This is a genomic window from Pelotomaculum sp. PtaB.Bin117 (genome assembly GCF_002067195.1).
GTDB lineage: Bacteria > Bacillota > Desulfotomaculia > Desulfotomaculales > Pelotomaculaceae > Pelotomaculum_D > Pelotomaculum_D terephthalicicum.
Genome location: NZ_MVQM01000178.1, coordinates 1 through 14,219 on the forward strand (window position 1 = coordinate 1; position 14,219 = coordinate 14,219).

The 14,219-nt window shown below is 46.2% G+C and carries 17 protein-coding genes; 16 read left to right on the forward strand and 1 reads right to left on the reverse strand.

Annotated elements, in window-relative coordinates:
* The first annotated feature begins 663 nt into the window (after positions 1-663).
* The 13 genes from A4E54_RS14785 (at position 664) to ylqF (ending at position 9,990) form a co-directional block, all read left to right on the forward strand.
* A complete protein-coding gene (locus A4E54_RS14785; RefSeq protein WP_240083423.1) occupies positions 664-1,722 on the forward strand; it encodes a TRAP transporter substrate-binding protein in 1,059 nt (352 codons plus the stop codon).
* A gap of 101 nt (positions 1,723-1,823) precedes the next feature.
* Positions 1,824-2,306, forward strand: a complete 483-nt coding sequence (locus A4E54_RS14790) for a TRAP transporter small permease (protein WP_240083422.1) — start codon at positions 1,824-1,826, stop codon at positions 2,304-2,306.
* An 8-nt stretch (positions 2,307-2,314) separates the two neighbouring features.
* Entirely contained in the window at positions 2,315-3,589 is a 1,275-nt protein-coding gene (locus A4E54_RS14795) for a TRAP transporter large permease (RefSeq protein WP_240083421.1), read from the forward strand.
* 364 nt (positions 3,590-3,953) lie between these two features.
* Entirely contained in the window at positions 3,954-4,310 is a 357-nt protein-coding gene (gene ylxM, locus A4E54_RS14800) for a YlxM family DNA-binding protein (protein WP_240083435.1), read from the forward strand.
* Positions 4,311-4,356: 46 nt separating this feature from the next.
* Positions 4,357-5,709, forward strand: coding sequence for a signal recognition particle protein (gene ffh, locus A4E54_RS14805; protein ID WP_286726578.1), 1,353 nt, complete (start codon positions 4,357-4,359; stop codon positions 5,707-5,709).
* Positions 5,710-5,733: 24 nt separating this feature from the next.
* Complete coding sequence (gene rpsP, locus A4E54_RS14810; protein ID WP_240083419.1) at positions 5,734-5,997, forward strand: 30S ribosomal protein S16; 264 nt, start codon at positions 5,734-5,736, stop codon at positions 5,995-5,997.
* A gap of 19 nt (positions 5,998-6,016) precedes the next feature.
* Positions 6,017-6,244 (forward strand): KH domain-containing protein, encoded by a 228-nt coding sequence (locus tag A4E54_RS14815; protein WP_240083418.1) that lies wholly within the window; start codon positions 6,017-6,019, stop codon positions 6,242-6,244.
* A 28-nt stretch (positions 6,245-6,272) separates the two neighbouring features.
* Positions 6,273-6,677 carry a YlqD family protein gene (locus A4E54_RS14820; protein ID WP_286726579.1) on the forward strand — a complete coding sequence of 135 codons (405 nt, stop codon included), beginning with the start codon at positions 6,273-6,275 and terminating at the stop codon, positions 6,675-6,677.
* A gap of 27 nt (positions 6,678-6,704) precedes the next feature.
* Entirely contained in the window at positions 6,705-7,217 is a 513-nt protein-coding gene (gene rimM, locus A4E54_RS14825) for a ribosome maturation factor RimM (RefSeq protein ID WP_240083416.1), read from the forward strand.
* 63 nt (positions 7,218-7,280) lie between these two features.
* Positions 7,281-8,036: a tRNA (guanosine(37)-N1)-methyltransferase TrmD gene (trmD, locus tag A4E54_RS14830; RefSeq protein WP_286726580.1), complete on the forward strand. Its 756-nt coding sequence runs from the start codon at positions 7,281-7,283 to the stop codon at positions 8,034-8,036.
* A 96-nt stretch (positions 8,037-8,132) separates the two neighbouring features.
* On the forward strand, positions 8,133-8,483 hold the full coding sequence (gene rplS / locus A4E54_RS14835; protein ID WP_240083414.1) for a 50S ribosomal protein L19: 351 nt from the start codon (positions 8,133-8,135) through the stop codon (positions 8,481-8,483).
* A 99-nt stretch (positions 8,484-8,582) separates the two neighbouring features.
* Positions 8,583-9,137: a signal peptidase I gene (gene lepB / locus A4E54_RS14840; RefSeq protein WP_240083434.1), complete on the forward strand. Its 555-nt coding sequence runs from the start codon at positions 8,583-8,585 to the stop codon at positions 9,135-9,137.
* Between the two features lies 1 nt (position 9,138).
* Positions 9,139-9,990 carry a ribosome biogenesis GTPase YlqF gene (gene ylqF, locus A4E54_RS14845; RefSeq protein WP_240083433.1) on the forward strand — a complete coding sequence of 284 codons (852 nt, stop codon included), beginning with the start codon at positions 9,139-9,141 and terminating at the stop codon, positions 9,988-9,990.
* A 446-nt stretch (positions 9,991-10,436) separates the two neighbouring features.
* Here the strand turns inward: ylqF and A4E54_RS14850 are convergent, their stop codons facing one another.
* Positions 10,437-11,366, reverse strand: coding sequence for a hypothetical protein (locus tag A4E54_RS14850; RefSeq protein ID WP_240083412.1), 930 nt, complete (start codon positions 11,364-11,366; stop codon positions 10,437-10,439).
* A gap of 357 nt (positions 11,367-11,723) precedes the next feature.
* On the opposite strand from A4E54_RS14850, the gene rnhB reads away from it, so the two are divergent.
* The 3 genes from rnhB (at position 11,724) to A4E54_RS14865 (ending at position 14,197) form a co-directional block, all read left to right on the forward strand.
* Positions 11,724-12,533: a ribonuclease HII gene (gene rnhB, locus A4E54_RS14855; protein WP_240083432.1), complete on the forward strand. Its 810-nt coding sequence runs from the start codon at positions 11,724-11,726 to the stop codon at positions 12,531-12,533.
* Between the two features lie 6 nt (positions 12,534-12,539).
* On the forward strand, positions 12,540-12,902 hold the full coding sequence (locus A4E54_RS14860) for a YraN family protein (RefSeq protein ID WP_240083411.1): 363 nt from the start codon (positions 12,540-12,542) through the stop codon (positions 12,900-12,902).
* Positions 12,903-13,015: 113 nt separating this feature from the next.
* Positions 13,016-14,197: a MalY/PatB family protein gene (locus A4E54_RS14865; protein ID WP_286726582.1), complete on the forward strand. Its 1,182-nt coding sequence runs from the start codon at positions 13,016-13,018 to the stop codon at positions 14,195-14,197.
* The last annotated feature ends 22 nt before the right edge of the window (positions 14,198-14,219 follow it).

Here is a 14,219-nt window from a genome sequence, read left to right on the forward strand (position 1 = left end):
GTTTGAAGCGGTCGAATGTATTGTAGCTGAAAAACGGGCTAAAAAATAAGCTAAATAGAGAAGAGCAATAATAGATGTTCCTGTGTTGCCGATGGGCTGTGGATAGCGCCGTCCTGTGGACACCTTGCCAAGTTGACCACAGGACTTGGATAACGTTCAGCGTTACCCACACTGTCCACAACCCGGCGGTTATATAAATTAAAGCAAGAGAAAAGACTGTATTTATGAAACTATATAAGTGCTATTGTGGTATTAAATTACCATAGCTTGAAAGGAGGGATGCAAAAAATCTATTACTCTACATGATTTTGCAAAGCGTGATTTTTATTCCACCCTGGACTCCTTACCTGACAGCATTGTGGCAATTGATTATAAGAAAAGGTTTTATTTGCCGACAAGGTGGTGGAAAACCATTTAGGTATAAGATTTAGTCATTTGTACTGGGAAATATTACCGCTAAACAATGGAATATGGTTAACTAGTTGCTACCCCAATATTTAAGGATATCCGAGTATCAGGTGCTCTTATTGTATCTATAATGGTTCAAACTGGGTATAGGAGTTGCGAGAGCTAAACTTCCAAGATTTAGCGGTGACTAGTGAGATGTTCTATAACATGCATGACATTGAAAGAAAATTCATAATTGAAAAGGAGTATGCGGAAATGAAAAAGCAATTTCAAGTAAAGTGCATCATAGCCGTAATAATTTCTTTAATCTTGGTTATCGGGCTTGCTGGTTGCGGCGGTACAAATCAAGCCGGCCAAACGAACAATGGCGGTGATTCCCAAAAACAATATGTAATGCGGATTGGTACGGTAACGGTTCAGCCCCAAATGCAAAATGAAACGATGGAACAATTTAAGCAACGTCTGGAAGCAAAATTGGGAGACAAAGTTAAGGTTGAACTGTATCCGGCCAGTCAACTGGGCACGATGCAACAAATGATTCAGGGGCTGCAAAACGGCAGTGTCCAGGGAGTAATTATTCCAAGCGGTTATTATGCGACTGTTGCGCCAGCCATAGGTGTTCTTGACCTGCCGTATTTCTTTGCCAACGGCGCCCAGGCAGCCAGAATTATGAATAGCGGCGGGGATAAAGAACTAGCGGCTTATCTTGCCACAAAGGGCATGGTGCCGCTGGGTTGGGTAGAGTCTTGCGACATAACCATTTTAAGTAAGGATCCGATTACGCGTATGGAAGACATTCAAGGTAAGAAGATTCGTGTTTTCCCCAATGCGATTTCCCAAGAAGTAATTAATTCCTTAGGAGCGTCCGCAACAACTCTCGATACTGCTGAGCTTTCCGCGGCTGTCCAGCAAGGCACCATAGACGGCGTTTATGCTGATCCCTCGCTTTTCTGGGCCATGAAACTTTACCAGTTACACCAGAATCTTCTGTTGGCGCCAAAGGCGGGTGTTCTCAGCACCTTTATGAGCAGCAAAACCTGGTTGGACAGCCTGCCGGCAGATATTAGAGATACAATCTGCGAAACGGCCATGGAAACAATAACAGAGCACATGTACGACTATGTCAAGCAATATTACGAAGATTGGAATAAAGAATTTAGAGCCGCCGGGGTACAAATCGTTGAGCCTTCAGCCGAATTCAATGCCCAGATCAAGCAGGCCACCCAGTCCGCTCACGAGTTATATTTAAGCGGTGGGCCGGAAAACCAAAAGATATATGATGCGCTAAAGGTTGCCATCGATAACTATAAATAGGAAGCAGGGAAAAATAAATCAGTGAAAATCGATCAAGGGGTTTGTGAATACCTATGAGCAGCCCCTTGATTTGATTAATTAACAGTGGGAGGAGGATCTATATGGGCATTTTTAGAATATTGCAGAAAACACCTGGCTTTATCGCCGGCATTTTTTTGGGCGTAAGCACTTTTATAGTCGCCATTAATGCCGTGTTAAGATACGGTTTTTCCCATGCATTACCTTGGATCGATGAACTAAGCATATTATTAATTGTAATGCTTATTTTTATTATTCAGATCCAGCTAGAAGCCAAAAATGATCAACTTTCAATTGATGTAATTGATTCATTTTTAAAAAAACATCCCGTTATCAAAAGAATCTTTGGCGTGATCCGTTGGGCGTTGACTATCACGTTATATTTTATGATCGTGAAAGCGGGTTTGGGCATCATTCAACAAAACTATGAGCTAAAAAGCGCCACACCTATCCTCGAATGGCCCCAGTATTTGCTTTTTGCCATCGTAGCAGCATGCATGACACTTACGATCATAACTTGTATCGTAAATTTAGCCCGGGAATTTAGTCCAGGAAAAAGGAGTTGATTGAATAGATGACTTTTGTCATTTTGCCGCTTGTTCTAATCCTGGCTGTTTTGCTGATCATAAATGTTCCGATCTATCTAGCCATTTTGACAGCAGCCATTTACTTGCAGGTTTTTGTGAACCATGTCGCCCTGTCGGCGGTCTTCGTCGGCCTCTATGAAAGCCTCACGAAGCCAAGTATGCTGGCAATTCCTTTTTTTATTTTAACCGGGGCTCTGATCGAATCAAGTACGATGGGAAAACGGCTGATTGATATTTTTATTTCTCTGCTGAAAAACGTACGGGCGGGATTGCCGATATCTTGCCTGTTGGCCAATGCTGTTTTTGGAGCCATATCCGGTTCGGCCCCGGCGGCGGCGGCCACGTTCGGGAAAGTAATCAACGAACCGCTGGAAAAGGCTCACGGGGAAAAACTTTCCCTGGGACTCATCACTTCGTCGGGGGCACTCAGCACAATTATCCCCCCCAGTATTATTATGATCATTTACGGGGTGGCCACGGATACCAACGTAGCCACGCTTTTTCAGGCAGGTTTTATTCCCGGCCTGGTCATTGTAGCCATTATCAGTGTCTATCTGTTTGTCAGATATAAGAGGAGTAATCTGGCTGGCGGTAAAACTGATTTTGCTGAAGTTGGCCGCTCCTTTATTCGAGGCCTGCCGGTGATTGTACTTCCGGTTTTAATCCTGGGAGGGATTTATGCTGGAGTCTTCACTCCCACGGAAGCCGGAGCGATAGCGGCAGTGTATTCTTTTGTCATAGGGGTTTTTGTTTTAAAAGATATAAAATGGTCCGAAACCATACCTATCTTAATGAACGCGTCCCGTATCACAGGGCAGATTTTTCTCTTGATTTCGGCCAGTATTGTTTTTGCCCAGGCTGCGACGATGGCCCAGATTCCCCAGTTGATTGTCGAAGGCTTCAGCGGTTTGGGGCCTATTATGTTCTTAGTGATTCTTAACGTACTGCTGCTGATTGTGGGTTGCTTTTTCGAACCTGGCGCAGCCATATTAATCCTGGCTCCGCTTTTGTTGCCGACGGCGCGCGTTCTGGGGATTGATACGCTGCACTTAGGGATAGTCTTTGCCGTTAATTTATCAATAGGTATGTTTACCCCGCCGTTCGGGTTAAATATATTTGTAGTTCAGAGTATCTTAAAAAAACCAATGGCCCGAATCTCTTCCTCGGTTATGCCTTATGTAGCTTTGTATGTTATAGGTCTGTTAATTCTCACTTATATTCCAGAACTTAGTTTGTGGCTGCCAAGGCTGCTCGGACAATAATCCGTTTAGCCCTAATCTACTTTAGCAGTTGATTCTTACCCCCACAATAGGCCCAAAATCATGCTCTAAAAAGAGATCCCGTAACACTATGATAGTGAATGGGATCTCTTTTTGGATTATTATGGGATTTGTTGTTTTGCCGTTGACCTTTCGACAGCCCCATCTTATATCACCCGTATCGATAATAAATAGTAAAAAAATACCATCCATTTCGATTATTGGGCAGTTTTGAAAATGTCAAGTCATTTACTTGACACGGCGGCCGACATTGAGTATCATATACCCGTAAAGCGAATTGCCTTGATAGTGTTGTGGCATGGTTATTGAATTTAATTTTTGGGATCAAGCAGGTGACGGACCGGTGTTGGAAAAAGTTGCTTGGATGAATCTGCTTTATGATTTCTACGGACAACTTTTGACTGACCGTCAAAAAAATTTTATTGAGCTCTATTACAGTCAAAACCTGTCTCTTGGGGAGATAGCCGGGGAGTTTGAAGTTACCCGCCAGGCTGTTCACGATACGCTGAAAAGGGCGGGCCAGCTGCTGGAAGAATACGAAGTGAAATTGGGCCTGGTGGAAAAGTTCTTGGCGCAAAGAGAAAAGCTGCTCGAAGCGGGTTCCCTGCTGGACGAATACAAGTCCACAGGGCAAGCCGGCAAGGTATTGCGGGCCAGGGAAATATTAAACGAAGTCTTGGAGTTGACCTTATCCCCAGATTAAAAGCGGGGATTTAACCTTATCCACGGTATTGTTAGGAGGGGTTCCGGTGTTTGCCAGTCTGGCTGAAAGATTGCAGGAAACCTTTAAAAAGTTAAGAGGGAAAGGCCGGCTTACCGAAACAGATGTAAATGAGGCGCTGCGGGAAGTGCGCATCGCGCTGCTTGAGGCTGATGTAAATTTCAAGGTTGTCAGGGATTTTGTGGCCCGTATCAAAGAAGGAGCGGTGGGACAGGAATTACACGCCAGTCTCAACCCGACTCAGCATGTGATTAAGATTGTGCATAATGAACTTACCGCGCTGATGGGCGGCGCGAACAGTAAAATCAAAATCGCGCCGAACCCGCCTACCGTGGTAATGATGGTTGGTTTAAACGGGGCCGGTAAAACCACAACATCCGCCAAGCTGGCCAACCTGCTGCGCAAGCAAGGCAAGCGGCCGCTATTGGTTGCAGCGGATGTTTACCGGCCGGCGGCGATCAAACAACTGCAGGTGCTGAGCAAGCAGATGGACATACCTGTTTTTACCATGGGGGAAAAGCAGGATCCGGCGGCTATCAGCCAGGCTGCTGTAAAAAACGCGGCGGCAAACGGATACGACCTGGTGATCATTGACACGGCCGGCAGGCAGGAAGTAAACAATGAGCTGATGAGTGAACTGGAAAGCATGAACCGGGTTCTCGCACCCGATGAAGTTCTTTTAGTCATCGACGCCATGACCGGTCAAATGGCCGTTAACGTTGCCGAGCAATTTAACAAGCGTCTTAACCTCGATGGAATTGTGCTGACCAAGCTGGACGGGGACTCCAGGGGGGGAGCCGCTCTCTCTGTCCGGGCAGTCACAGGAAAGCCGATTAAGTTTGCCGGTGTCGGTGAAAAGCTGGACGCGCTGGAACCCTTTCATCCGGACCGGATGTCCGAGCGGATCCTGGGCATGGGGGATATGTTAACATTAATTGAGAAGGCCCAGGAAAATTATGACGCCGAGCAAATGGCGAGCATGCAGAAAAAAATCCGGAACATGGAGTTTACGCTGGATGATTTTCTGGAGCAACTCTCTCAGGTAAAGAAAATGGGTCCCATTGAACAAGTATTAGGCATGATCCCCGGTCTGGGCGGGGCAAAGAAGATAAAAGACTTGCAGGTTGATGAGAAAGAACTGGTATTCATCGAGGCTATAATCCAGTCAATGACGCCCCCCGAGCGGCAGGAGCCGGAAAAGCTGTTAAACGGCAGCAGGAAAAGAAGGATTGCCAAAGGGAGCGGTACTTCAGTTCAGGATGTTAATCGCTTGTTAAAGCAGTTTGAACAAACAAAAAAAATAATGAAGCAGTTTGTCAACATGGAAAAAACTTTGAAGAAAGGCGGTAAAATGCCGAAGATTCCTTTCTTTAACAGCTAAACAGAAAGACAGGAGGTGAACTGTATGGTTAAGATCCGTTTAAAGAGAATGGGGGCAAAGAAAAAACCGTTTTACCGCATTGTGGTCACTGATTCGCGCTCTCCGCGGGACGGCCGGTTCATTGAGGAAATCGGGTTTTACGATCCGTTGAAGGATCCGGCGGTAATCAACATCAATGAGGAAAGGGCGTTGGATTGGCTGAAAAAGGGGGTTCAACTGTCCGAAACAGCAAAGGCTTTGTTTAATAAAGCCGGCGTGTTGAAAAGTGCGCCGGGTGAGGGTCAGTAGATTAGGAGGCTTTACGCTTATGAAAGAACTGGTGGAAATTCTGGCCAAAGCCCTCGTTGACCAGCCTGAAAAAGTTAATGTGCATTTGGTGGAAAAGGAAAAATCCATTTTGATAGAGCTTAAGGTAGCTCCGGAGGATATGGGGAAAGTAATTGGAAAACAAGGTCGCATTGCCAGGGCCATCCGTACTGTAGTCAAAGCCGCGGCAACCAGGCATAAAAAAAGAGTTTTGGTTGAAATTGTATAAGTAGCGGATTTTGCGGGAGGTTTCCGGGATGGAAAGTCTGACTCTGATCAGGCCGGTTCTGGTCAAGGTTAAGGTTACCGATAATTATAAGAAAAATGCGATTGCAGAACTTCAGGATGCTATACGCCGGATGGAAGTTGACCTGCAGCGCCTGGATTATCAAGAGAAGCGGCTGACTGTCGATTTGGAAAAGAAAAATCCGCAGGGAGTAGCAGCGGCGAGGCAGCATCTTGGGCAGGAGCGGCAGCGCATGGAGGAAAACCGGCATAAACTGATCGACAGGCTTAAAGAAGTGGGCGAGTTGCCGCTGGGTTCTGAAGTGTTTTACGGGAAAATGGAAAGTCCCGTGGAAATAAAAGTAGGTGACGATTGGCGGCGGGTGCTTGGAGTGGAAATCATATTACAGGATGGAGTCATAACCGACATCAGGTAAAGGATAGTTCCTGTGGAAGGGAAAACAATGGCTGAAGAATATATACGCATAGGTAAAATCCTGAACACCCAAGGCAGCCGCGGCGCCCTCCGGGTACTGCCGCTGACGGACTATCCCGAGCGTTTTCAAAAGATGGCCCGAGTACAGGTTCTGATCAATGATGCATTAAGGGAGCTAAGTATTGAGGACACGCATTTTCATAAGAAGTATATCATTATAAAATTTAAAGATATCCAAGACATGAACGCCGCCGGTGAATTGAAGGGCGGGTTTCTGGTTGTTACCCGCGATGAACTGGTGCCTTTGCCGGAAGGAAGCTTTTATATCTTCGACCTGATTGGTTTAGAGGTTTTTGACTCAGATGGTGAGCGTCTGGGTATAATTGCCGATATAATCCAGACCGGCTCCAATGATGTTTATGTGGTTGAAACTGAGGCAGCCAGGCCATTGCTCGTCCCTGCCTTAAAACAAGTGGTGCAGAAAGTTGATCTTAAGGGGCGGCGTATGGTGGTTCAACTGCCGGAGGGACTGGGAGACTAGAAAATACCTGATTTGATGCACGGCGCCGTTTGGCTGGCGGCAAAATTATAATGGTGGCTTTTTATGATTATTGATATTCTGACTCTTTTCCCGGAAATGTTTGCCGGGCCGTTTAGCTCAAGCATTTTGAAAAGGGCGCAAGAGCGCGGCTTGATTAAAATTAATCTGGTTGACATCAGGGATTATTCCACAAACAAGCACCGTACAGTCGACGATACTCCTTATGGGGGCGGCGCGGGGATGGTTATCTGCCCCGGGCCTTTGTTCGGCGCGGTCGAGCATATAACCGCGCTGCGGGGCTGCAAGCCTCGCCGCGTGGTATTGATGTGCCCGCAGGGCAGGCCTTTGGGCCATGAACTGGCTGCGGAACTTGCCGGAGAGGAGCATCTTGTCTTGATCTGCGGCCATTATGAAGGTGTGGATGAGCGTGTGCGGGAAAGACTGGTAACCGACGAGGTGTCTATTGGAGATTATGTTCTCACCGGCGGCGAGTTGCCGGCAATGGTTGTGGTGGATGTGATCGCCCGCCTGGTTCCCGGCGTATTGGGCGAGGCGGCTTCCGCCGAGGAAGAATCATTTAGTGACGGTTTGTTGGAATATCCTCACTATACCAGGCCGAGGGAATACCGTGGCATGGTTGTGCCCGATGTGCTTTTGAGCGGACATCACGAGAGGATCAGACTTTGGCGCAGACGCCAGTCCCTGCTGCGCACCTTGGCCAGCCGTCCCGAAATGATGGAGCAGGCGGTATTAAACAACGAGGACAAAGAAATAATAAAAAAAGTGATTAAGGATCTGCAAAATCTTGAATTAAGTTAACTATCTGTTTATCGGTAAAATTCTTGCCGTATTCTGAAATATTATGATATAATTGCTTTTGTTGAGCGTAGTATATGGAAGGAGGTAATCTCAGAAATGAATTTAATAAATATGATTGAACAGGAACAAGTGAAGAAGGATATTGTACATTTCAGCCCGGGAGACACTGTCCGGGTGCATGTTAAAGTGGTAGAAGGCGGCCGGGAAAGAGTCCAGGTCTTCGAAGGTGTCGTAATCAGACGCAGGGGCGGCGGACTTAGCGAAACATTTACAGTGAGACGGGTTTCTTACGGGGTGGGAGTGGAAAGAACATTCCCCATGCACACACCAAAAATCGAACGCATTGACGTTGTGAGAAGAGGCCGGGTTCGCCGGGCCAGGCTGTATTACCTGCGCAAGCTGCATGGCAAAGCTGCCCGTATCCAGGATAAGCGTGATAAAAGATGATGAAAAAGGGACTGGGCATAAAAGCAGTCCCTATTTTTTACTTTACGATGATAAAAGATAAGAGTCTTTTCTCTTCCATTCCGAGGGGGCAGTAAAGTGCTGTTTGAAAGTAATAATGAGATATCTTCACCTGAAAAGGGCAACCGGCCGTTTTATAGAGAAATTATAGAATCTGTAGCAATAGCGGTCCTGCTGGCTGTAGTGATCAGGTTGTTTATTCTGGAGCCGTTTTATATTCCTTCCGGCTCCATGGAACCTGCCTTGAAAGAGAACGACCGTATTATAGTAAGTAAATTAAATTACCACTTTCAGGAACCAAAGCGGGGAGACGTGGTAGTATTCAAATATCCGCTTGATCCAAAGAGAAACTTTGTTAAGCGGCTTATCGCGGTGGGCGGGGAAACAGTGGCGGTTAAAAATAGTGTTCTATACATAAACGGTCAGCCTGTACCGGAAGAATATCTGCCTAAGGGATTGCGCATCAATGAGAATTACGGACCGGTAGAAGTGCCTGAAGGCAGTTATTTCATGATGGGTGACAACCGGAACAACAGCGACGACAGCCGCAAGTGGGGATTTCTGCCGGAGGAATTGATTGTGGGTAAAGCGGTGGTTCTTTACTGGCCGCCCGGCCGGGCCGGCGTGGTACGGTAGCATGGATATTCAATGGTACCCCGGTCATATGGCCAAAGCCAAAAGGGAAGTCAAGGAAAACTTAAAGCTGGTCGATGTGGTAATTGAGGTATTGGACGCCAGGATCCCGGCAAGCAGCCGCAATCCTGACATTAACGAAATAACCGGCCGCAAGCCAAAGCTGGTGATATTAAATAAAAGCGATCTGGCTGATCCGGATTTGACCGGGATCTGGCTGAAAAAATTCATCAATTCAGGTATTCCCGCAGCGGCGGTCGACTTGCGCAGCGGCAGGGGAGTGCGGGCTGTGCCGGTTTTGGTCGGTCAGTTGGCCGCGCCCAAGATGGATTCGCTGATATCAGCGGGCCGGCGGCCGAGAGCCGCGCGCTGTATCGTGCTGGGTATCCCAAATGTGGGGAAGTCATTCCTGATCAACAAACTTGCAGACCGGCGGGCCGCCAGGACCGGATACAAGCCGGGCGTCACCAGGGGGCAGCAATGGGTCAGGATGGCCGGCAATCTCGAACTAATGGACACCCCGGGCATTTTATGGCCGAAGTTTGGGGACCCGGAAGCCGCTTTCCGCCTGGCAGTTACCGGCGCTGTCAGGGAAGAGGTTTTTAACATTTATGATGTGGCCGGGCGCTTGGCCAAGTGGCTGGCGAAAAACTGTCCGGAAGCCATCAAGAAGCGTTACAAACTCCAGGACCTACCGGAAGATGCAGGTGAATTGCTCGAATTGATCGGTATGAGCAGGGGATTTATCGGGTCTGGCGGTGTGGTAGATTTGCAAAAATCCGCGCATAATGTTTTGAAAGAATTTCGCGAAGGCAAATTTGGCAGGATAACATTGGATTATCCGGAAAATATATAGCAACTACAGTCCAACTGAACAGCGGTTGGATTTTTTATTTAATCTTGGGGTCTGCTCACGATACGGAAAAATCGCACGCTAACCGGATAATTGTTGTAGTGTTATTATAATTAAGCAATATGCTTATGATTTTAACATGGCAGAAAATCTTCCGGCTCAATAATTAACAATACTCCACTTATTAGCACAACAATGTTCATAAGTAAGCTGTATTTACTACCACTTAGTTTACTTATTAATTTATATCCCAACCAACTTCCCAATAGCATTGCAGGTGTTAACGATATGCCTGAAATAATCATACTAGAACGTAAAATATGTAGTTTGGTAAATAAAAGCTTTTGTTATATCCATATGGGTTGGAGTAAAAATACCGGCTTATCAGCCGGTAGATTACGTTTTAGCATATACTGACGGTACCCCTTTTATAAAAAACATAATTGATGTCAGGTTTCAGTGCTTTTGACATTAATATATTCAGTGGCGCTGACACCTCCGAAGGAAACTGTTATTACGGCGGTCCCTTCTTTTTTAGCGGTGATTATACCTTTTCGCACCGTGGCGATTGAGTTATCCGAAGTTGCCCGGGTAGCAGCGGTGGTAACTTTCTTCACTGCACCGTCGGGGAGGATTAAATTTGCCGTAAGTTGTTTTGTCATATTAATCATTAAGTCAGCAGCAGGTTCCTCAAGTTTTATTTGGTTTTTTGAATCAAAATTATGTGTCATTCTGAACAATTCCCATGTGCTGTTCTCGTATCGGTGCGAATAGACACCATTCAACTGGTTGTCAAATAAATATGGGAAAAAGCAGGCGTCATTATCTACAAGTATCCTGTTATTGTCAACCGGCTCAAATCCCCTGATTGGGTTGTCGGAAAAACTAACTGACGGTACCACTATTCCTTGCTCTTTGAAGTTTTTGCCGTCTTCCGATGTTGAACGGACGATATAGGTATCACCACCATAATTTCTCGTACCAAACATGTTAATGACTCCGTCAACCACGACCACGGCACCCCAACGTAAGTTTTTCACCACGGGGGAGATATCTTCCTTTACCCAGTTAATTAAATCATTACTGTAAGCCAGTCCCATGTCAGTGTTTATTTTGTTACCGCCTCTGCCCGTATAATATCCCCAAAATCTATAGCCGTTTTTATTTAATTCCACTATAGAAAGAGTATGTGTCCTAAGATTGTCGAATGAGCCGATAGGACCATTATTAATAATTACTTGAGGAGAGCTCAAAGAATAATATTTGACATCACCCCTTGTGTACGCAACTCTTACCAGAAATAATCCGGATAACAACGCCATTGCTAAGAGTGCCAAAAAGAATTTCTTCACCTTTGCTATATCATTTCGAAATCTCATGCGGCTATGCAACTCCCTGATTTTAGATTTGACACTGTTGCTGGTCAATTTGTTATAAGCTACTCACTGCGGTAGAGGTAGCTTACAGCATATAAAGGCAATAATTAAATTTAGGTTATTATAGCATTAATAAATTAAGAATTAAAAATAAAATTGTCCCCCTTCAAATCCTACGAGTATAGCGCTCATCAGCAAGGCTATGAATATGCCGCTAATGACAGGCCTAAATTAATTACATGCTATTGTAAATAGTCGTTTAATCATTTGAAGAATATTATTAACAGAGCAGGGATATTAAGGTGAGCTATCGAAATCATTAATATTTATATCACTTTTACAAATATTTTGGGGGTAAACATATTGGAAATATCCAGTTTATCTATCGCCGAGATAAAAGAGCTTGCTAACGGCCCAATGGGAGCAGGCGAAGAGTTTGTTCTCGCGATGGCGAAAGATCAACGAATTGGAGTACGAGAAATTTACCGTAAGTTAAAAAAAGCTGAAAGCGCCGCAATTGCAGAGACGCGACGCCTGGCAAAGCTATTTGTCTATGAGGACGATCTAAGAGCCAACGGTTATCACCCGGTGGCCGGAGTAGACGAGGCGGGCCGCGGCCCGCTGGCCGGTCCTGTGGTGGCCGCTGCGGTGATATTGCCCGAGAAAGTTCACCTGCCTGATTTAAATGACTCAAAAAGACTCACACCGCAGAAAAGGGAACTGCTGGTCGGGCAGATTAAGAAAATAGCTTTGGCTTGGGCTGTCGGGATCTCGACGGTAAAAGAAATATACACCCAAAATATTCACCATGCGGGTCTGACTGCCATGCGCAGGGCTGTTGCGGGGCTCAAGGTGAAGCCTGCTTACGTTCTGGTGGACGGTTTCCGCATTGAGAAGCTGGAGATACCGCAAATGCCGATCGTCGGGGGTGACGGCTTAAGCGCTTCTATCGCTGCCGGCTCAATACTGGCCAAGGTGGAGCGGGACCATATCATGGATTCCTATCATGAATTATATCCCGAATATGGTTTCAACCGGCACAAGGGTTACGCGACGCCGGAGCACCTGAAAGCGCTGGCCCGCTTGGGACCATGTCCGATTCACCGGGCAGGCTTCCGCCCGGTGGTGGATTCAGCATTAATCAATGTTAATCAAATTCGCGCCAGGTGAGGTTGAATGACAATACGGCGAAAATTATTGGGGCGGCAGGGTGAGGAAGCCGCGGCACAATACCTTGAAAAAAACGGCTATAGGATATTATGCAGGAATTACCGCTGCCGGCTGGGTGAACTTGATCTAATAGCCCTGGATGGCGGTGTTCTTGTTTTTGTGGAAGTGCGGACGAGAAGCGGAGACCTGTTCGGCTTGGCGCAAGAAAGTGTTACCGTCCGGAAGCAAAAAAAGCTGCGCCAGTTAGCCTGGTACTACCTGAAAGCGTTTGGAAAAGCCGGTTCCGCATGCCGGTTTGACGTTGTGGCGATTTTATTTGACCGCGAAAGTCAGGTGAAAAAATTAGAACATATTGAAAACGCTTTCTAATAAATGGCAGGCGGACGAACAAGAGACGGAACATCAAGAGCCTGATGATTGAGCCGCATTTTGGCGAAATCGGAATAGCCGAATATATTGCGAACAGGAGAGTTGATGCTAGCATGGATTTTGACGCGCCATATTCCAGAAAAGGTAGTTATTCAATAAAACATGATGGCTTGGAGGAAATATTCGGCTTGACCGGGGAAGATTTGCTGCCTTTATGGGTCGCTGATATGGATTTTCCTTCGCCCCCGGTTGTTCAAGCTGCCATTATCAAGCGTGCTGAACAGGGTGCTTATGGTTATGTGGGAGGCTATCAGCCGCAATATAAGGATATAGTGTCCGCCTGGTTTGCCGGCAGGCAGGATTTACATGTGGATAAAAGGGCTTTCTTAGTGAGTGATACCATTGTCGCCGGCATAAACCGGATGATTAGAACTTTTACTCAAGAGGGCGATAAGGTGATCATTCAAACCCCGGTATATCCACCTTTTCATAGGGCGGTAATCAATAATAACAGAGAGCTGGTTTACAATCCGCTTAAAAAAACAGCTGCCGGCTATGAAATGGATTATGATGATTTAAGCGCCAAGATTGATGATAAATGTAAGCTCCTGATTTTTTGCAGCCCGCATAATCCGGTGGGCAGGGTATGGCGCATCGAGGAATTAGAAAGGTTATGGGAAATTTGTTCCAGGCATAATATCTTGATTATATCCGATGAAGCTCATGCTGACATCGTGTACAGCGGGAATAAGCATATTAATTTTTTAAATGTGGCTGCGCAGGCGAAAGAAAGTGTGATCGTTTGCACTTCACCGCATAAAACCTTCAATATGGCCGGTTTGCACATATCCAATTTGATTATTCCCAATGAGTATTTGCGCCATGCCTATGTTCGGATGCTGACCAGGGAAGGCTATGCCAGGCCGAATATATTCGCCCTGGTGGCATGTATGGCGGCATACGGCCAGGCTGCGCCGTGGCTTGATGAACTACTGGTTTATCTGGAGGCAAACCGGGATTTTATTGCTCGGTATCTGGCGCGGGAAATGCCGCAAATAGGCTATTATAAACCGGAAGGCACTTTTTTAGCCTGGCTGGATTTTAGTGCTTTCGGGTTGGCGGGGGATAAACTGCAGGAGTGCATCTTGCGGCAGGCAAAGGTTGTGCTTAATGCCGGCGCAATGTTCGGGGTGGAGGGAAATACCTTTATGCGTCTTAATTTTGCCTGCCCCAGAGCGCAAATTGAAAGAGCGTTGGAGCGGATTAAAAATGCATTGTATTGTAAAGTACAATAGTATTGAGAGTTTGGTCCGGATG